This window comes from Streptomyces sp. NPDC088197 (assembly GCF_044741185.1).
Taxonomy (GTDB): domain Bacteria; phylum Actinomycetota; class Actinomycetes; order Streptomycetales; family Streptomycetaceae; genus Actinacidiphila.
This window is the reverse complement of sequence record NZ_JBIUSD010000001.1, coordinates 147,684-165,677: the sequence shown is the minus strand read 5'-3', so window position 1 is coordinate 165,677 and position 17,994 is coordinate 147,684. Positions and strand designations below refer to the sequence as shown.

The 17,994-nt window shown below is 72.1% G+C and carries 16 protein-coding genes; 9 read left to right on the top strand and 7 right to left on the bottom strand.

The genetic code is table 11. The features are described from left to right. The first annotated feature begins 175 nt into the window (after positions 1-175). Entirely contained in the window at positions 176-634 is a 459-nt protein-coding gene (locus ACIOC1_RS00835; RefSeq protein WP_391042635.1) for a GatB/YqeY domain-containing protein, read from the top strand. A gap of 137 nt (positions 635-771) precedes the next feature. On the opposite strand, the gene ACIOC1_RS00830 is transcribed toward ACIOC1_RS00835, so the two are convergent. Then, entirely contained in the window at positions 772-3,129 is a 2,358-nt protein-coding gene (locus ACIOC1_RS00830) for a transglycosylase domain-containing protein (protein WP_355336102.1), read from the bottom strand. 397 nt (positions 3,130-3,526) lie between these two features. Here ACIOC1_RS00830 and ACIOC1_RS00825 point away from each other — a divergent pair, with 397 nt between their 5' ends. Next, positions 3,527-3,859, top strand: coding sequence for a WhiB family transcriptional regulator (locus ACIOC1_RS00825; RefSeq protein ID WP_093716024.1), 333 nt, complete (start codon positions 3,527-3,529; stop codon positions 3,857-3,859). Positions 3,860-3,930: 71 nt separating this feature from the next. Here ACIOC1_RS00825 and ACIOC1_RS00820 read toward each other — a convergent pair whose 3' ends face one another. Then, positions 3,931-5,265, bottom strand: a complete 1,335-nt coding sequence (locus ACIOC1_RS00820) for an ArsA family ATPase (protein ID WP_355336104.1) — start codon at positions 5,263-5,265, stop codon at positions 3,931-3,933. Positions 5,266-5,268: 3 nt separating this feature from the next. Further along, on the bottom strand, positions 5,269-6,387 hold the full coding sequence (locus ACIOC1_RS00815; protein WP_355336106.1) for an ArsA-related P-loop ATPase: 1,119 nt from the start codon (positions 6,385-6,387) through the stop codon (positions 5,269-5,271). A gap of 208 nt (positions 6,388-6,595) precedes the next feature. Here ACIOC1_RS00815 and ACIOC1_RS00810 point away from each other — a divergent pair, with 208 nt between their 5' ends. The 5 genes from ACIOC1_RS00810 (at position 6,596) to ACIOC1_RS00790 (ending at position 10,409) form a co-directional block, all read left to right on the top strand. Beyond that, on the top strand, positions 6,596-6,757 hold the full coding sequence (locus ACIOC1_RS00810; protein ID WP_188284144.1) for a DUF4177 domain-containing protein: 162 nt from the start codon (positions 6,596-6,598) through the stop codon (positions 6,755-6,757). Next, positions 6,754-7,221: a RidA family protein gene (locus ACIOC1_RS00805; RefSeq protein ID WP_355336109.1), complete on the top strand. Its 468-nt coding sequence runs from the start codon at positions 6,754-6,756 to the stop codon at positions 7,219-7,221. Before ACIOC1_RS00810 ends, ACIOC1_RS00805 begins: the two co-directional genes overlap by 4 nt. 157 nt (positions 7,222-7,378) lie before the next feature. Further along, complete coding sequence (locus tag ACIOC1_RS00800) at positions 7,379-8,332, top strand: NUDIX hydrolase (protein WP_401850867.1); 954 nt, start codon at positions 7,379-7,381, stop codon at positions 8,330-8,332. After that, complete coding sequence (locus ACIOC1_RS00795) at positions 8,329-9,162, top strand: MBL fold metallo-hydrolase (protein WP_401850865.1); 834 nt, start codon at positions 8,329-8,331, stop codon at positions 9,160-9,162. Before ACIOC1_RS00800 ends, ACIOC1_RS00795 begins: the two co-directional genes overlap by 4 nt. Then, on the top strand, positions 9,159-10,409 hold the full coding sequence (locus tag ACIOC1_RS00790) for a cytochrome P450 (protein ID WP_401850863.1): 1,251 nt from the start codon (positions 9,159-9,161) through the stop codon (positions 10,407-10,409). Before ACIOC1_RS00795 ends, ACIOC1_RS00790 begins: the two co-directional genes overlap by 4 nt. Before the next feature lie 116 nt (positions 10,410-10,525). On the opposite strand, the gene ACIOC1_RS00785 is transcribed toward ACIOC1_RS00790, so the two are convergent. After that, positions 10,526-12,133, bottom strand: coding sequence for an ABC transporter permease (locus tag ACIOC1_RS00785; protein WP_401850860.1), 1,608 nt, complete (start codon positions 12,131-12,133; stop codon positions 10,526-10,528). Continuing rightward, entirely contained in the window at positions 12,130-13,254 is a 1,125-nt protein-coding gene (locus ACIOC1_RS00780; protein WP_401850859.1) for an ATP-binding cassette domain-containing protein, read from the bottom strand. The genes ACIOC1_RS00785 and ACIOC1_RS00780 overlap by 4 nt, the downstream gene beginning before the upstream one ends. A 101-nt stretch (positions 13,255-13,355) precedes the next feature. Between ACIOC1_RS00780 and ACIOC1_RS00775 the strand changes: the two genes are divergently transcribed. After that, a complete protein-coding gene (locus ACIOC1_RS00775; RefSeq protein WP_355336119.1) occupies positions 13,356-13,838 on the top strand; it encodes a helix-turn-helix domain-containing protein in 483 nt (160 codons plus the stop codon). Between the two features lie 31 nt (positions 13,839-13,869). Here ACIOC1_RS00775 and ACIOC1_RS00770 read toward each other — a convergent pair whose 3' ends face one another. After that, positions 13,870-14,715, bottom strand: a complete 846-nt coding sequence (locus tag ACIOC1_RS00770; protein WP_355336121.1) for a diacylglycerol kinase family protein — start codon at positions 14,713-14,715, stop codon at positions 13,870-13,872. A 134-nt stretch (positions 14,716-14,849) separates the two neighbouring features. On the opposite strand from ACIOC1_RS00770, the gene ACIOC1_RS00765 reads away from it, so the two are divergent. Beyond that, entirely contained in the window at positions 14,850-16,133 is a 1,284-nt protein-coding gene (locus ACIOC1_RS00765) for an adenylosuccinate synthase (RefSeq protein ID WP_355336123.1), read from the top strand. Positions 16,134-16,216: 83 nt separating this feature from the next. Here ACIOC1_RS00765 and ACIOC1_RS00760 read toward each other — a convergent pair whose 3' ends face one another. Continuing rightward, complete coding sequence (locus ACIOC1_RS00760; protein ID WP_401850854.1) at positions 16,217-17,959, bottom strand: protein kinase; 1,743 nt, start codon at positions 17,957-17,959, stop codon at positions 16,217-16,219. Between the last annotated feature and the right edge of the window lie 35 nt (positions 17,960-17,994).

The window sequence follows — 17,994 nt, the reverse complement described above, 5'->3', positions numbered from 1 at the left end:
AACGGGCGCCCTTCAGCCGGGCGCACCCTTCAGACAGGAGCCCCCTTCAGCCGGGCACCCTTCAGCCAGGGCGCACCCTGCCACGGCCAGCCGCACAGCCCCCCGACGGGCAGTCGCCCCCCGCCTCCCTCGTATATGCGGCGCGACCGCCCCGCAGGGATGCGAAACTCGGCGTATGACCACCACGCTCAAGCAGCGACTGCACGACGACCTCACCAAGGCGATCAAGGGACGCGACGAACTGCGCTCCGCCACGCTCCGGCTCACCCTCACGGCCATCACGAAGGAGGAGGTCGCGGGCACCACCGCGCGCACCCTCTCCGACGACGAGGTGCTGAAGGTGATCACGCGCGAGGCGAAGAAGCGGCGGGAGGCGGCCGAGGCCTTCGCGCAGGGCGGCCGGGCGGAGTCGGCGGAGCGGGAGCGCGCCGAGGGCGAGGTGCTGGCGGAGTACCTGCCCAAGCAGCTCGGGGACGAGGAGCTGACCGCGATCGTCCGGGACGCCATCGCCGAGTCGGGGGCCGAGGGACCGCGCGCCATGGGCGCCGTCATGAAGATCGTCAACCCGAAGGTGGCCGGGCTCGCGGAGGGCGGCCGGGTCGCCGCCGAGGTGAAGCGCCAGCTCGCGGGCTGATCCGCGCACTCATCAGCAGACCTCACGCGTAAGGGGCGCCCTCCCAGGAGGGCGCCCCTTACGACGTCACTTATGCGCGGGCCGACGCCTCACACCTGCGCCGACCTGCGCCGGCCCGCATCGGCCCGCGTCGACCCCTACGTCGCCCCCGTCGTACCCCCCGCCCGGCCGTTCCCGCCGCCGGTGGTCAGGCCGGGGAAGGTCGGGAAGGGGTTGGGGCTGCCGTTGGTGGCGCCGTTGGCACCGGTCGCGCCCACGGTCGTACCCGTCGTCGTACCGCCGTTGGTGCCGCCGCCGGCGGCGCCCGCCGTGATGGCGCCGGTGGTCGTGCCCATCGTGGTGACGCCGCCGGGGCCGTGGCCGCGGCCCTTGTGCTTGTCGTCGGTGTTGGTGGCGTTGCCCGGGTTGTTCGGATCGGGCGACGCCGGGGGGTTCTTGCCCTTGTCCTGGATGTTGAGCGGCACCGTCACGAAGCTGAGCACCGGCTTGCCCTCCAGGGACGCGGAGACGGCGTCCTTCCAGATGGGGGCGGGGCCGTCGGCGCCGTACACCAGCGGGTAGTACTTGCCGCCGATGGTGATGTTCTTCATCTTCTTGGAGTGCTTGGGGTCACCCATCCACACGGCCGCCGCCATGTTCGGCGTGTAGCCGGCGAACCAGGCCGCCCACCGGTCGTCGGTCGTACCGGTCTTACCGGCGGTGTCCCGGCCGTCGTCCAGGTTGGCCGCCTCGCCCGTACCGTCGTCGACGACGCCCTTGAGCATCGTGTTGATGGTGTCGGCCGTGTTCTGCGACATCGCCTGCGAGCAGAGCGACTTGGGCACCGTCAGCTTCTTGCCGCCCGCCGCCGTCACGGACTGGATGGCGATCGGCGTGCAGTAGACGCCGCGGTTGGCGAAGGCGGCGTACGCGGCGGCCACATTGAGCGGCGACACCTCGTTGGTGCCGAGGGTGAGCGAGGCGATCTGGTTCAGCGGCTTGCCGTCGGCGCGGTTGAGGCCCAGCTTGGTCGCCATGTTGACGATCGGGCAGAGCCCGGTCTGGCTCTCGAGCTGGAGGAAGTAGGTGTTGATCGACTTCTTCAGCGCCTCGGGCATCTGGTACGGGCCCACCTCGGACGGGTCCTCGTTGCCCGTCTCGTCGGTGCCGTGGATCGTGTTGTTGTCGCAGGTCGTGACGTCGGGGTACGTCATCTTGTTCGGCGACGGCTCCGACTGGTCCGGCTTGTAGCCCGCTTCGAGCGCCGCGGCGGCCGTGATGGGCTTGAACGTCGAACCGTTCTGGAAGCCCTGGCCGCCGCCCATGTTGGCGTTGACCGAGAAGTTGATCTGCGTCTCGTTCTTGCCGAAGCCGTACGGCTTGCTCTGGCCCATCGCGACGATCTTGCCGGTGCCGGGCTCCACCAGGGTGACGGCGGCGGCGATGGCGTCGCTCTTGTAGACGTGCTTGCTGATGCCGTCCAGCACACCCGCCTGCGCCTTGGGGTCGAGCGTGGTCTTGATGGTCAGACCGCCGGTGTCCCAGGTCTTGGCGCGCTCCTCCTTCGTCTTGCCGAAGGCGGCGTTGGTGAGGAAGGTGTTGCGCACGTAGTCGCAGAAGAAGCCCGCGCCGTTGACGGCGGTGATGCAGCCGTTCTTCGGCGAGCTGACCTTCAGGCCGAGCGGCGCCTTCTGCGCGGTGGCGGACTGCTCAGGGGTGATGTCCTTGAGCTGCGCCATGCGCGCCAGCACCGTATTGCGGCGCTTGAGGGCTTCCTGCTCGTCGTTGATCGGGTCGTAGCGGCTCGGCGACTGGACCAGGCCCGCCAGCAGCGCGGCCTCGGTGAGCGACAGGTTCTTGGCGTGCTTGCTGAAATACCGCTGCGAGGCCGCCTCGACGCCGTACGCCTGCTCGCCGAAGAAGGTGATGTTGAGGTAGTTCTCCAGGATCTTCTTCTTGCCGAGTTCCTTCTCGACCTGGATCGCGTACTTCATTTCCTTGATCTTGCGGCCGATCGTCTGCTGGGTGGCGAGGGCGACCTTGTTGGGGTCGTCGCCCGCCTCCTCCACGAAGACGTTCTTCACGTACTGCTGCGTCAGGGTCGAGGCACCCTGGGTGCCGCCCTCCGACGCGTTGTTGCTGAGCGCGCGCAGGATGCCCTTGGGGTCGAGCGCGCCGTGCTCGTAGAAGCGCGAGTCCTCGATGGCGACGATGGCGCTGAGGACATTGGGGCTCATGTCCTCGATCGGGACGACGGTGCGGTCGCGCGAGTAGACCGTGGCGATCAGGCCGCCGTGCGCGTCCAGGATCTTCGACGCCTGGCTGAGCGGCGGGGTCTTCAGCTCGCCCGGCAGGTCGTCGAAGCCGGCCGCGGTGCCCTTGGCCGACAGGCCGAGCGCGCCCACGGCGGGCAGCGCGATGCCCGCGAGGACCACGCCGGAGAGCACGCTGACGCCGAGGAACTTGGCGGCCTGCTGGGCTGTGCTCAGCCCCCCGCCCGATCGCTTGTGTGCCATGGAGGCAGCCTACGTTGCGATTCCCCGGACGTGCGCCCAACTGTTCGCCTACTCTGTAACGGACAGGGCGCGATCGTCGGGCGCGTTCCTGCCTTCCTTCGTCACTCTTGTGAGTGATGAGAACTGCCCGAAATTCGGCATATGCCGAGGGACTTGTCCCTTATGGCGAGACGATGTGTGCTACTTCGCCTCTTAAGTCCGATATTGGTGCCACATAAGCCCGCCTCACTCCGTTGGGTGATCTCCCGCGCACGCATAGTCCGTTCGGGCCATGCAAGATTGGGCCGGAAAGGGCTGTTGCGCCGCGCCTACCTTCCGTAACGTCCTCAACTGGCAACGGTGAATATGCCGCTTGCCGCCGTGGGGGAGCCTCGATTCGGGAGAGGACGGCGCCAGCATGAGTAGCTGGGTAACCGACTGGAGCACGCAGGCGGCGTGCAGGACCACAGATCCGGACGAGCTGTTCGTCCAGGGCGCGGCTCAGAACAGGGCCAAGGCGGTGTGCACCGGCTGCCCGGTGCGGACCGAGTGCCTGGCGGACGCGCTCGACAACCGGGTGGAGTTCGGCGTGTGGGGGGGTATGACCGAGCGTGAACGCCGTGCGCTGCTGCGACGGCGCCCCATGGTGACCTCGTGGCGCAGACTGCTGGAGACGGCACGCACCGAGTACGAGCGCAGCACCGGCCTCATCCCGCTCGACGACGAGGACGACTACGCCGCCGCGGGCTGACGACCGGTCAGAACCGCACCATGACGTACGTGGTCCGGCCCCGCCTCACCGCGCGGTCCGACCTCGCACCACTACGCGGCCGCGGGCCGACCGTCCGCCAACTGCTCGCCGATCGCCCGCAACCCGGTCAGATCGTGTACGTCACCGGGCAGCGCTGTCACGTCCACCATGGGTACCTCCGGGTGGACGGACACAAAGCGGTCGCGCGTGCGTCGTTCACGCGCCACCACCTGCATGCGTTCGGCATGGAGGCGCAGCAATCCGGCGGCCAGCCGTTCGGTACCGGCCGCGGTCGCTGTGCTGGACGTACTCGCTGTGCTGCCCGTGCTCGCAGTGCTGGACGTGCCTGAGCCGCTGGCGCTCGAGCTGCCGGCGGTGCTTGCCTGACTGGACGCGGAGGCCCGCTGGGAGTCAGCCTTCCCGGTCGGATGATCCACAATGCCGCCGTCCGCAAGATTTTCTTCCAGCGCCTCCTCCAGGGCCTCGGCGGCGGCCAGCGCCCGCTCCGCGGTGAGGTGCGCGGCGCCGCTGCCGTGGACGCGGTTGAGGACCAGACCGGCGAGCGGCATGTCCTCGGCCGCCAGGCGTTCCACGAAGTAGGCCGCCTCCCGAAGGGCGTCCCGCTCCGGGGCGGCGACCACCAGGAAGGCCGTGCCCGGCGCCTGGAGCAGCCGGTACGTGGCGTCGGCGCGGGTCCTGAAGCCGCCGAACATGGTGTCCATGGCCGCCACGAAGGTCTGCACGTCACGCAGCAGTCCCGCGCCCATCACCTTGCTGAGGGTGCCGGTCATCATCGACATCCCGATGTTGAGGAATTTCACCCCGGCCCGGCCGCCGACCTTGGCCGGGGCCATCAGCAGCTTGATGAACTTGCCGTCGAGGAAGGAGCCAAGCCGCTTGGGCGCGTCCAGGAAGTCCAGCGCGCTGCGGCTCGGCGGGGTGTCGACGATGATCAGGTCCCAGGCGTCCTGGGCCCTGAGCTGGCCCAGCTTCTCCATCGCCATGTACTCCTGCGTGCCCGCGAAACCGGCCGACAGGGACTGGTAGAAGGGGTTCTCCAGGATCGCGCGGGCCCGCTCCTGATCGGAGTGCTGGACCACGACCTCGTCGAAGGTCCGCTTCATGTCCAGCATCATCGCGTGCAGCGAACCGCCGGCGGACCGATCGATTCCGGCCACCTCGCGCGGGGTGTTGTCCAGTTCGGTCAGGCCCATGGACTGGGCCAGCCGCCGCGCCGGGTCGATCGTGAGTACGACGGCCGTACGGCCGCGCTCGGCCGCGCGTACGCCCAGGGACGCGGCGGTCGTCGTCTTGCCGACACCGCCGGAACCGCAGCACACGATGATCCGCGTCTTGGGGTCGTCGAGCAGCGGGTCGATCTCCAGCACGGGGCTCTCCAGGCTCATGGGTCAGGCCTCGTCTCCGGTGTCGGTGTCTTCGTCCGGGTGAGCGGCGGATTTCCCGCGGGCGCCGTCCTTGGCGAAGGTGCCGCCGAAGCCCGGCACGGCCTGCTTGCGCAGGCTGTCGGCCAGCCGGTAGAGCCCGCCGAGGTCCACGCCCTCGCCGATCAGCTCCAACTCCCGTACGGGAAGGCCGAGTCCGCCGATCTCGGCGCGCTGCTCGCGCTCCAGGACCACCCGCTCGGCGTGCTCGTACGCCTGGGCGAGCAGCGGGTCGACCAGCCGCTCGGCGACCCCGCCGCGCCGGGCGCCGCCGAGCCCGGCCTGGGACAGCGCCTTGGCGACGGCCGTGCGCCGCTTGCCGACGCCGCCACCGCTGCCGCCCGCCGGGAGGTCGGTGACCTGGGCGAGGGCGGCGTCCTCCAGGAGGACGGGGCGCACCATGTTGACGATGACGGCGCCCACCGGCAGCCCGGCGGAGCGCAGGTCCGCGACGCCGTCCATCGTCTCCTGGACCGGCATCTCCTCCAGGAGCGTCACCAGGTGGACGGCGGTCTGCGGGGACTTCATCACGCGCATCACGGTCTGCGCCTGGTTGTGTATGGGGCCCATCCGGGCCAGCCCGGCGACCTCGTCGTTGACGTTGAGGAAGCGGGTGATCCGCCCGGTGGGCGGGGCGTCGAGCACCACCGCGTCGTACACCGGCCAGCCCGCCTTGTCCTTGCGGCGGACGGCCTCGCAGACCTTGCCGGTCAGCAGCACGTCCCGCAGCCCGGGGGCGACGGTGGTGGCGAAGTCGATCGCGCCGAGCTTCTTGAGCGCGCGCCCGGCGCGGCCGAGCTTGTAGAACATGTCCAGGTAGTCCAGCATCGCCAGCTCGGCGTCGATGGCCAGCGCGTGCACCTCGCCGCCGCCGGGTGCGGAAGCGATTTTCCGCTCCTGGTACGGCAGCGCCTCGGTCTCGAAGAGCTGGGCGATGCCCTGCCGCTCCTCCACCTCGGCCAGCAGCACACGCCGTCCCTCGGACGCGAGCGCGAGGGACAGCGCGGCGGCGACCGTGGTCTTTCCCGTGCCGCCCTTGCCCGTCACGATGTGGAGCCTGACGGCGGAAGACTGTTGAGGGCTCACCTTGCGAGCCTAACCACTGAAGGCACCACGTACTCGGGCGGCCGTGCGGTTGGGGTGACGGCGCGATGACCGCCGGGTGTCGATCCGGGGCGGCGGCGCGGGGCCGAACGGGGGGCGCGGCAGTGGTCCGCGGGTGGTCCGCGTACGGTCCCCGCCGGTCGGGGAGCGCCGTGCCGGACGGCCGCCGGGGAGGCACTACAGTCGCCGTATGGCGAAGAAGTGGGAATACGCGACCGTGCCGCTGCTCGTGCACGCGACGAAGCAGATCCTCGACACGTGGGGCGAGGACGGCTGGGAACTGGTGCAGGTCGTGCCGGGGATGAGCCCCGAGCAGCTCGTGGCGTACTTCAAGCGGGAGAAGGCCGCGTGAGCGGCGCCGTCGACGCGCGGCTCGCGGAGCTGGGGCTGACGCTGCCGGACGTGGTCCCGCCGCTGGCGGCCTACCAGCCCGCGGTGATCTCCGGGCGGTACGTCTTCACCTCGGGGCAGCTCCCCATGGTCGAGGGCAAGCTCGCGCTGACCGGCAAGGTCGGCGCCGAGGTGACCGCCGACGAGGCGAAGGACCTGGCCCGCATCTGCGCGCTCAACGCGCTGGCCGCCGTCCGCTCGGTCATCGGTGACCTCGACCGGATCGCCCGTGTGGTCAAGGTCGTCGGCTTCGTCGCCTCCGCCCCCGACTTCACCGGCCAGCCCGGTGTGATCAACGGCGCCAGCGAGCTGCTCGGCGAGGTCCTCGGTGAGAAGGGCGTGCACGCGCGCAGCGCCGTCGGCGTGGCCGTCCTCCCGCTGGACGCCCCGGTCGAGGTCGAGGTCCAGGTCGAGCTGACGGACTGAGTCCGCCGGTCCGCCGCCCGCGGGGAGGCCCCTGCGGGCGGCGGCTCTCGAACGTCGCGGGGAGGCCCCCGCGGGCGGCGGCTCTCGAACGTCGCGGGGAGGCCCCCGCGGGCGGCGGCTCTCGAAAATCGCGCCGGATGGACGTAGCATCCCGCCCATGACCAGGACCGACGGACAGATGTTCCCCGCCTCGTGGCCGGACCGCATCCGGGCGCTGACGAGCGGGGAACTGGTCCCCGTCACGCCGCGGCGGGCGGCGACCGTACTGCTGCTGCGGGACACCGACGCAGGCGGACCGGCCGTCCACATGCTGCGCAGACGCGCCTCCATGGCCTTCGCCGGGGGCGCGTACGCGTATCCGGGCGGCGGCGTGGACCCGCGCGACGAGCGTCCCGTGGGGTGGGCCGGGCCGTCGCTGGAGGCGTGGGCGGCGGCGCTGGGGGCGAGCGAGGCGGTCGCGCAGGCCGTGGTGTGCGCGGCGGTGCGGGAGACCTTCGAGGAGTCGGGGGTGCTGCTCGCCGGGCCCGACCCGGAGACCGTCGTCGCCGACATCACCGGGGCGGACTGGGAGGCGGACCGGGCCGCGCTGGCCGCTCACCACCTGTCCTTCGCCGACTTCCTGGCCCGCCGCGAACTCGTCCTGCGCTCCGACCTGCTCGGCCCCTGGGCCCGCTGGATCACCCCGGAGTTCGAGGAGCGCCGCTACGACACCTGGTTCTTCCTCGCCACCCTCCCGGCCGGGCAGCGCACGCGGGACGTGTCGGGCGAGGCGGACCACACCGTATGGCTGCCGCCCGCCGAGGCCGTCGCGGGCTACGACCGCGGCGAGCTGAGCATGCTGCCGCCGACCGTCACCACACTGCGCGACCTGCTGCCGTACGCCTCTGCCGCGGACGCGCTCACCGCCGCGGGTGACCGGGACCTCACCCCGGTCCTGGCCCGCGCCGCCCTCGACGAGCACGGCGACGTCGTCCTGACCTGGCCGGGACACGACGAGTTCACCCGCTTCATCCCGGGCACGGCGGGTCCGCTGCCGGACCGGGGCCAGGGCCAGGGCCAGGGTCAGGGCCGGGACCAGGACCGGGCTCAGGACGAGGGAGCGGGCCGATGACCGCCGCGAAGCCGCCGGGCGAGCCGCGGGCCACCATCGGCGGTCGGGCCACCGCCCGCGCCCTGTGCGTGCTGGCGCCCAACCCCTCGGCGATGACCCTGGACGGCACCAACACCTGGATCGTGGCAGAACCCGACTCACCGCTGGCCGTCGTCATCGACCCCGGCCCGCTGGACGAGGGCCACCTCGCCCACGTGGTGGAGGTCGCCGAGCGGGCGGGCAAGCGCGTCGCCCTCACCCTGCTCACCCACGGCCACCCCGACCACGCGGAGGGCGCGGCCCGCTTCGCCGAACTGACCGGCACCCGCGTACGGGCCCTGGACCCGGCGCTGCGGCTCGGCGACGAGGGCCTGGCCGCGGGCGACACCGTCACCACCGGCGGCCTGGAACTCCAGGTCGTCTCCACACCCGGCCACACCGCCGACTCGCTCTCCTTCCACCTCCCGGCCGACGGCGCCGTCCTGACCGGCGACACCGTGCTGGGCCGCGGCACCACCGTGGTCGCGCACCCCGACGGGCGGCTCGGCGACTACCTGGACTCGCTGCGGCGGCTCCAGGCCCTGACGGTCGACGGCGGGGTGGACACCGTGCTGCCCGGGCACGGCCCCGTGCTCACCGACGCCCGCGGCGCCGTCGAGTACTACCTCGCCCACCGCGCGCACCGGCTCGCCCAGGTCGAGACCGCCGTCGAGTCGGGGCTGCTCACCGCCGCCGACGTCGTCGCCCACGTCTACGCCGACGTCGACCGCTCCCTGTGGCCCGCCGCCGAGCTCTCCGTCCGGGCCCAGCTGGCCTACCTACGCGAACACGGACTCATCGATCTGCCATGACACCCACCCCTCCCGCGTCACCCGCCGCCCCTTCGCCCGGACCCGCCTTCGAGCCCTGGTCGCCCTCCTTCGTCGCCGACCCCTACCCGGCCTACGAGGCCCTGCGCGCGGCCGGCCGCGCGCACTGGTTCGAGCCGACCAGGCAGTGGCTCATCCCGCACTACGACGACGTCAACGCCCTGCTGCGCGACCGCCGTCTGGGCCGCACCTACCTGCACCGCTTCACCCACGAGGAGTTCGGCCGCGAGGCGCCGCCCGCCGAGCACGAGCCGTTCACCACGCTCAACGGCAACGGGATGCTGGATCTCGAAGCCCCCGCGCACTCCCGCATCCGCCGCCTGGTCGCCAAGGCCTTCACCCCGCGCACGGTGGAGAATCTGGCCCCCACCGTCGAGCGCCTGGCCGCCGGACTCATCACCTCCCTGCACGCCGACGGCGGCGGCGACCTGCTCTCCCGGATCGCCGAGCCGCTGCCGGTCGCGGTCATCGCCGAGATGCTGGGCATCCCGGCCGCCGACCGCGGTCTGCTGCGGCCCTGGTCGGCGGCGATCACCGGGATGTTCGAGCTGAACCCCACCGAGGAGAGCGCCCGCCGCGCGGTCACCGCCAGCGAGGAGTTCTCCGCGTATCTGCACGAACTCATCGCCGCCCGGCGCGCCGACCCCGGCGAGGACCTGATCAGCGCGCTGATCGCGGCCCGCGAGGACGGGGACGTGCTCAGCGAGCAGGAGATGATCTCCACCATCGTGCTGCTGCTGAACGCGGGCCACGAGGCCACGGTCAACACCACCACCATCGGCTGGCTCACCCTCTTCCACCACCCCGACCAACTCCAACTCCTCTACGACGCCCCCGAGCGGCTGCGGGACGGCGTGGACGAGATGCTGCGCTACGACACCCCCTTGCAGATGTTCGAACGCTGGGTGCTGGACGACATCGAGGTCGGCGGCACGGTCATCCCGCGCGGCTCCGAGGTCGCCCTGCTCTTCGGCTCCGCCAACCGCGACCCGGCCCGCTTCACCGACCCCGACCGCTTCGACGTCACCCGCCCCGCCGCCGACAACCGCCATGTCAGCTTCGGCGCGGGCATCCACTACTGCCTCGGCGCCCCGCTGGCCCGCCTCGAACTCGGCGCGTCCTTCGGCACCTTCCTGCGCCAGGCGCCCGGCCTGCGGCTGGTCGCCGAGCCCGCCTGGAGCCCCGGCTACGTGATCCGCGGACCGGAGGAGCTGCTGGTCACCTGGTGACGGCGCGGAACCGCGCGCAGGCCGCGGGGCGGACGGGCGCAGGACCGTACGGGCAGCCGCGCGCGGGACCGTACGGCGGGCCCGCGCGCACGGCCCCCTGCGCGGATCGCCGCGGGTCAGCCGGTGACGAGGTCGCGGCGGCGCAGCCCGGCCAGGCCGGCCGCGAGGGTCCCGGCGGCCACGAGTATCAGCCAGGCGTACGGCGTCGCGGTGATCTCGCCGCCGGGCAGCTTCGGCACGTGGGTGAACGGCGACAGGTCGAGCAGGGGCTGCGGCAGCCGCAGCACCGGGCCGAGCTGGCCCATCATCACGAAGAGCCCGAGCAGGCCCCAGGCGGCCGTGGACGCCCTCGGGAGCAGGCCGAACAGCAGGGTGCCGAGCCCGATCAGCACCCACACGGCGGGCGCCTGCGCGACGGCCGCCCCGATCAGCCGGGGGACCTGCCCGCCGATGTCGTCGATGGCGCCGCCGTAGGCCAGGCCCATCAGCAGGCCGCCGGTGGCCAGCAGGACGACCGTGCCGAGCAGCGCGTGGACGAGGTGGCTCGCGGCCCAGCGCACCCTGCCGACCGGCTGGGCGAGCACGGCCTCCGCGCCCTGCCCGGTCTCCTCGGTGCGCAGCCGCAGCACGCTCTGCACGGCGAAGACGGCGGCCATGATGCCGAGCAGGCCCATCGCGGTCGACAGGAACGCGTCGGTCAGGCCCTGGTGGCCGCCCATCCGCTGGAAGATGTCGTCCACCTGGCCGTTGCCGCCGATCAGATCCCCGACGGAGTCGGTGACCGAGCCGTAGACCCCGCCCGCGACCGCCAGGCCCGCGGCCCACGCGTACAGGGTGCCGCGCTGCAACCGCCAGGCCAGGGCGAGGGGTCCGTTCAGCGAGCGGGCCGCCCGCGCGGGTCCCGGACGGGCGGGCAGCAGACCGGCCCCGGTGTCCCGGCGGGCGACCAGGGCGTACGCGGCGCCGCAGGTCAGTACGGCGAAGGCGGCGGCGGGCAGCAGCACCCACCACGCCTCGTCGGCGTACGGATGGAGGTGTTCGAGCCAGCCCAGCGGCGAGATCCACACCAGGGGCGAGGAGGAGTCGGTGGTCGCGGCGTCCCCGGCGGCGCGCAGCAGGAAGGCGCCGCCGAGCACGGCTCCCGCGACACCCTTGGCGAGCCGCGCGGTCTCGGTGACCTGGGCGGTCACCGCGGCGACCCCGGCGAACATCATGCCGCCGACCGCGAGGGCGAGGGCGAGCGCGACCGAGCCCGTCAGGCTCTGGCCGAGCACGGTCATGCCGCACAGGACGACCAGGGCGATGGCGACGTCGGCGGTCGCGGCGGCCGACAGGGCGGCGGTGAGCGGGGCCCGGCGGTCGACCATGGTCGCGCCGAGCATGTCCTGGCGGCCGGTCTCCTCTTCCTCACGGGTGTGCCGGACGACGATCAGCATGCTCATCAGCCCGGTGAGGGACGCGCCGAGCACGCCCATCCGCCAGCCGGTGAGCGCGCCGATCGTGTCCCAGTCGTAGATGGGTCCGAAGAGCGCGCGCAGCGGCGCGCTGGCGTTGGTGCTGCGCGCGAGGTCCGCGCGTTCGGCCTGGTCGCCGTAGAGCGTGCGGAAGGAGGCGGCGGTGCCGATGACGGACGCGGCCAGCACGTACAGCCAGGCCGGGATCATCAGCCGGTCGCGGCGCAGGGCCAGTTGGGTGAGGGCGCCGGTGCCCGCGAAGCCGCTCATCGGGGCGTCGCCTTACGCGGACCGGTCGCGGACGGCGTACCGGATGCGGTCGTCCCGTCGGGTCCGGACGGCGTACCGGATGCGGACGTACCGGTCGCGGACGGCCCGTCGGGTCCGGACCGCGTACCGGCCCGGCCCTCGGCAGCCGACGCGTGACCGTCGACGTCCGGGTCCTCGTAGTGCCTGCGGAACAGCTCCTCCAGGGTGGGCGGGCGGCTGGTGAGGCTGCGGACGCCGGTGTCGGCGAGGGCGCGCAGCAGGGCGTCGAGCTTGTCGGTGTCGGCCTGGAGGGTGACGTGGTGCCCGCTGACGTCCACGTCGTGCACGCCGGGCAGTTCGTCGAGGCCGTGCGGTGGGGCGGCCAGCTCCGCGGTGACGCTGGTGCGGGTCAGATGGCGCAGCTCGCCGAGGGCGCCGGTCTCCACGGTGCGGCCCTGGCGGATGATGCTGACCCGGTCGCAGAGCGCCTCGACCTCGCTGAGGATGTGGCTGGACAGCAGCACGGTCGCCCCGCGGTCCCTGGCCTGCTCCACGCAGCCCTGGAAGACCTCTTCCATCAGCGGGTCGAGTCCCGAGGTCGGCTCGTCCAGGATCAGCAGGTCGGCGTCCGAGGCGAAGGCGGCGACCAGGGCGACCTTCTGCCGGTTGCCCTTCGAATACGCGCCGCCCTTCTTCGTCGGATCCAGCTCGAACCGGTCGAGCAGTTCCCGTTTCCGGCTCGCGGCACCGCCGTGGCCCCGCTCGCCGGGCTCCCTGCGCCCGCGCCCGCGCCACCGCCCGCGCACAGCGCCTCCGCCGCCTCCGCCGCGCAGTCTGCCGAAGAGGTCGATGATCTCGCCGCCGCTGAGATTGGGCCACAGCGTGACATCGCCCGGCACGTAGGCGATCCGCCGGTGCAGGGCCACCGCGTCCCGCCACGGGTCGCCGCCGAGCAGCCGGGCCTCGCCGCCGTCGGCTCTGATCAGGCCGAGCAGGACGCGGATCGTGGTGGACTTCCCCGCCCCGTTGGGACCCAGGAAGCCGTGCACCTCGCCGGTGCGGACGGACAGGTCGAGTCCGTCGAGTGCGTGTGTGCGGCCGAAGGTCTTGTGGAGCCCGGCCACCATGATTGCGTCCGTCATGCTTGTGAAGCTACAGTACATTCAGAAATTTGTGAAGATGACGAAGCGGATAAACTTCACTCAGCGTGACTTGGGCGGATCGGACGAGGGAGGCGGCGGCCATGGCGGACCCGCGGGACGAGGAGAGACCTGCGGAGGTGCTGACCTTCATCGAGCGCTTCGCCGCCGAGATGGTCGAGGCCGGAATGCAGCGGATGGCAGCCCGGGTCTTCTCCGCGCTGCTCGTGTCCGAGAACGGCGCGCTCAGCTCCGCCGAGCTGAGCGAAAGGCTCCAGGTCAGCCCGGCCGCGGTCTCCGGCGCCGTGCGCTACCTCGCCCAGGTCGGGATGGTGCACCGCGAGCGCGACCCCGGCTCGCGCCGCGAGCTGTACCGGGTGCACCACGACCAGTGGTACGAGACGTTCACCAGCCGCAGCGGCGTCCTCGCCCGCTGGGAGAACACCTTGCGCACCGGAATAGACACCGTCGGCGAGGAGACGGACGCGGGTCAGCGGCTCGCCGAGACCGCCGCCTTCTTCGACTTCCTGCAAAGGGAGCTCGGCGCGATGATGGACCGCTGGCGGGAGCACAAGGCCACGATGTGACGCGCGGCCCGCTGAAACGCTCCTGCCGCCCTCAGCGCGGCACCGTCAGCCGCCACGCCGACCGCTCCACCGTCCACGTACGGCTGCGCACCGGCCCGGTGACGGCGGAGTCCGCGCGGTAGCGGAAGTCCCGGCCCGAGACGGTGATGGTCCGCGCCTGCGCGCGTACGTGCTCCGCGCCCTCCGTACGGCGGACGAAGACCTCCGCCACGCCCGACGGCGAGGTGCGGACCGAGATCTCCTGCACCGGCTGGTCCAGATCGGCCAGCAGCACACCGTCGGCCTCCACGCGCAGCCGTTGCCGCGGCTGCTGACCGTTGACCGGGATCGGCGCGGTGAGGGTGCGGACCAGGGAGCGGGCGGTCTTCTCGACCGGCGTCCACCAGTGCGCGGCGGTCTGCGAGACCGGGGTGCCGCACGGGATGCTCAGCGTGCCGAGCACGATCCCGCCGCTCTCGTCGACCAGCAGGTCGAGCTCCCGCTCGACGCCGTCGAGCACCGCCCGCGCCGCCGCCAGCACCTGGCCCGGCACCCCGAGGCCGCGAGCCAGCGCGGACCGCGGCCCGATCGGCACCAGCGCGACCGGCGCCTCCCCGAGCGTGCGGTCGCGGTGCAGCGCGCGCACCATCCGCAGCAGCGCCGCGTCGTCGCCGAGCACCACAGGGTGACGGCGACCGCGGTGCGCCAGCGCGCGCTCCGCCTCCTCCGCGGAATCCGGGACGCAAACTTTTACGGAGTACGCGCCCGCGCACAGGACATCTTTGGCGATCCGCACGGATTCGCCGTCGACCGCGCGTGCCGCGGGGTCGATGACCAGGAGCAGGGGGTGCCCCCGGTCGGAGTCCGGGGGAGGATGCCCAGGAGACACGGCCGACACCTTGGTCCTTCCTCAGGTAAAATCTCGGTGCAAGAGCCCCTTGCGCCTTTGCGTCAGGGGCTTCGTCTATTCCGGGGCAGGTTCGACGGCTCTCTGCACGTTGGACATGCCCCGCCCGGAAGGGGTGTACGCCTGTGCCCGCACTTGTGCTGCTCGGTGCTCAGTGGGGTGACGAGGGCAAGGGGAAGGCCACCGACCTGCTCGGTGGCTCCGTGGACTATGTGGTGCGATACCAGGGCGGCAACAACGCCGGCCACACGGTCGTCGTCGGCGACCAGAAGTACGCACTGCATCTCCTCCCCTCCGGAATCCTGTCACCGGGGTGCACCCCGGTCATTGGGAACGGTGTCGTCGTCGACCCGGCGGTCCTGCTCTCCGAGCTGAGCGGGCTGAACGAGCGCGGTGTCGACACGTCCAAGCTCCTGATCAGCGGTAACGCGCACCTGATCACGCCGTATCACCAGACCATCGACAAGGTGACGGAGCGGTTCCTCGGCAACCGCAAGATCGGCACCACCGGGCGCGGCATCGGCCCGGCCTACGCCGACAAGATCAACCGGGTGGGCATCCGCATCCAGGATCTGTTCGACGAATCGATCCTCCAGCAGAAGGTCGACGCGGCGCTCAGCGAGAAGAACCAGGTGCTGGTCAAGCTCTTCAACCGGCGCGCGATCAGCACCGCCCAGGTCGTCGAGGAGTACCTCGGCTACGCGGAGCAGATCAGGAGCTACGTCGCCGACACGACCCTGATCCTCAACAACGCGCTCGACGAGGGCAAGGTCGTCCTGATGGAGGGCGGCCAGGGCACGCTCCTCGACGTCGACCACGGCACGTACCCCTTCGTCACGTCGTCCAACCCGACGTCCGGCGGCGCCTGCACCGGCAGCGGTATCGGCCCCACGAAGATCAGCCGGGTGATCGGCATCCTCAAGGCCTACACCACGCGTGTGGGCTCCGGACCGTTCCCCACCGAGCTGTTCGACGCGGACGGCGAGCGACTGCGCACCGTGGGGCACGAGTTCGGCGTCACCACCGGGCGCAACCGGCGCTGCGGCTGGTTCGACGCGGTCATCGCCCGTTACGCGACCCGGGTCAACGGCCTCACCGACTTCTTCCTCACCAAGCTGGACATCCTCACCGGCTGGGAGCAGATCCCGGTCTGCGTCGCGTACGAGATCGACGGCCGCCGGGTCGAGGAACTGCCCTACAGCCAGTCCGACTTCCACCACGCCAAGCCGGTCTACGAGTACCTGCCCGGCTGGACGGAGGACATCAGCAAGGCCAAGTCGCTCTCCGACCTGCCGAAGAACGCGCAGGCGTACGTGAAGGCGCTGGAGGAGATGTCGGGCGCCCCGATCTCCGCGATCGGCGTCGGCCCCGGCCGTACCGAGACGATCGAGATCAACTCGTTCCTCTAGAACGGCCCCAGGCCCCAGGCCCCGGTTCCACAGGTAAGCCCCGCCCACCCAGGTGAGCGGGGCTTACCTGTGTCCGTACGCGGTCACTGGTCGACCTTGGTGTACGTCAGCGGCGCCTTGCTCGTGTCGAGGTTGTCGCGGCGCAGATGGGTGTCGTCCACCAGGGTGAGCGTGGTGCCGTCGCCGGGGCTGCACGAGGACGCGGGCTTCCCCGTCACCACCTGCGACGGGCTCAACTCGACCGGCGGGCCCACCGAGACGACGTGCATGGACCAGAAGCAGGCGTAGGAGGCGCTGTCGCCCGACAGCTCCACGGAGCCGTCCGCCTTCACCGTCAGCGTCCGGGTGTTGTCGCCCGCGTCGTCACTGGTGAAGGAGGTCCGCCAGGTGCCGACCATGCCGCTGGGCACCGCCGCGTTCGCGGGGTCCGCCTGGCCCGGCGACGTCCGCGCGGGACCCGAGACCGGCGGGGACGTCGGACCGGTGGGTGTGCTCACACCGGGGTCCGGATCGGCCGTGTTCTTCGTGCCCCCCTGGCCCGCGATGTACGCCGTCACGCCGCCCGCGACGACCACCAGGGCGACGATCGCCGCGATCAGCGGCCCGCGCCGCGTCTTGCGCGGCCCGCCCGCGTCCGGCCCTGCCGCCTGCGGTTGCGTGTACGTCGGCGGGGGCGGCGTCGGACCGGCCGGTGCCGCACCGGCCGGGGGCGCGTACGAGCCGTAGGTCGGTGAGTACGCGGTCGGCGGCGGTTGCCTGACCGGGGTCGCGCCGTCGGTGCGCGCGCCGGTGCCCGAGAGGTGGCCGGGGTCCGCCCGTGTCGGCGTGGGGGCGCCCGGTCCGCTCGCGGCCACGACCCCCACGTCCAGCTCCGTGGGCGTGGGGGACTCCGCCGCCGCCTCCACCTCCAGCAGCCGCACCGCGTGCCGTCCGAGCTGCGCCACGATCGCGCCGGACAGCCACGGCTCGGCGGTCGAGTCCTGCGCCGCGCTGTCGTCGCTCCCGCCGTCCGCCTCGCCCAGCCGCTCCAGCACCCGCGCCAGCGAGGGCCGCTCCTCGGGCTCCTTCACCAGGCAGGCGGCCACCAACTCGCGCAGCCCGTCGGGCACTTCGTCCAGGTCGGGCGGCTCCTGCACGATCCGGAACATCTGGGCGTGCACACCGCTGGCCGCCGCGCCGAACGGCTGGAGACCGGTCGACGCGTAGGCCAGCACCGAGCCGAGGCAGAAGATGTCGCAGGCGGGCGTCACCCGGTCGCCGCGCACCTGCTCGGGCGACATGAAACCGGGGGAGCCCACCATGGCGCCGGTATAGGTGAGGGAGCCGCCGTCGACGACCGTCTCCAGGGCGCGCGCGATTCCGAAGTCGATCACCCGCGGACCGTCGATGGTGATCATCACGTTCGAGGGTTTGAGATCGCGGTGCACCAGACCGGCGGCGTGGATGTCGCGCAGCGCGTGCGCGAGCCCGGAGGCGAGCACCCGCACCGAACGCTCCGGCAGCGGACCGTACTCCTTGACCACCTGGCTGAGCGAGGGCCCCGCCACATAACCGGTCGCCACCCACGGGACCTCGGCCTCGGTGTCGGCGTCCAGCACCGGCGCGGTCCACTTCCCGCCCACCCGGCGCGCGGCCTGCACCTCACGGCGGAAACGGGTGCGGAACTCCTCCTGGGACGCCAGTTCGTCGCGGACCAGCTTCACCGCCACCGTGCGCCCGCGCTCGGAACGCGCCAGGTAGACGATGCCCATCCCGCCCACCCCGAGCCTGCCCAGGAGGCGGTACGCGCCGATCGACCGCGGATCGCCGGACCTCAGCTCGTCCATCGTCGCTCTTCCCCGTCCCGCTCCGCACTGTGCGG

Excerpts from the sequence above, each read along its gene's own strand:
- ACIOC1_RS00835 (WP_391042635.1), top strand. The coding sequence starts at position 176 with ATGACCACCACGCTCAAGCAGCGACTGCACGACGACCTCACCAAGGCG.
- ACIOC1_RS00830 (WP_355336102.1), bottom strand. The coding sequence starts at position 3,129 with ATGGCACACAAGCGATCGGGCGGGGGGCTGAGCACAGCCCAGCAGGCC.
- ACIOC1_RS00825 (WP_093716024.1), top strand. The coding sequence starts at position 3,527 with ATGAGTAGCTGGGTAACCGACTGGAGCACGCAGGCGGCGTGCAGGACC.
- ACIOC1_RS00820 (WP_355336104.1), bottom strand. The coding sequence starts at position 5,265 with ATGAGCCTGGAGAGCCCCGTGCTGGAGATCGACCCGCTGCTCGACGAC.
- ACIOC1_RS00810 (WP_188284144.1), top strand. The coding sequence starts at position 6,596 with ATGGCGAAGAAGTGGGAATACGCGACCGTGCCGCTGCTCGTGCACGCG.
- ACIOC1_RS00800 (WP_401850867.1), top strand. The coding sequence starts at position 7,379 with ATGACCAGGACCGACGGACAGATGTTCCCCGCCTCGTGGCCGGACCGC.
- ACIOC1_RS00795 (WP_401850865.1), top strand. The coding sequence starts at position 8,329 with ATGACCGCCGCGAAGCCGCCGGGCGAGCCGCGGGCCACCATCGGCGGT.
- ACIOC1_RS00790 (WP_401850863.1), top strand. The coding sequence starts at position 9,159 with ATGACACCCACCCCTCCCGCGTCACCCGCCGCCCCTTCGCCCGGACCC.
- ACIOC1_RS00785 (WP_401850860.1), bottom strand. The coding sequence starts at position 12,133 with ATGAGCGGCTTCGCGGGCACCGGCGCCCTCACCCAACTGGCCCTGCGC.
- ACIOC1_RS00780 (WP_401850859.1), bottom strand. The coding sequence starts at position 13,254 with ATGACGGACGCAATCATGGTGGCCGGGCTCCACAAGACCTTCGGCCGC.
- ACIOC1_RS00775 (WP_355336119.1), top strand. The coding sequence starts at position 13,356 with ATGGCGGACCCGCGGGACGAGGAGAGACCTGCGGAGGTGCTGACCTTC.
- ACIOC1_RS00760 (WP_401850854.1), bottom strand. The coding sequence starts at position 17,959 with ATGGACGAGCTGAGGTCCGGCGATCCGCGGTCGATCGGCGCGTACCGC.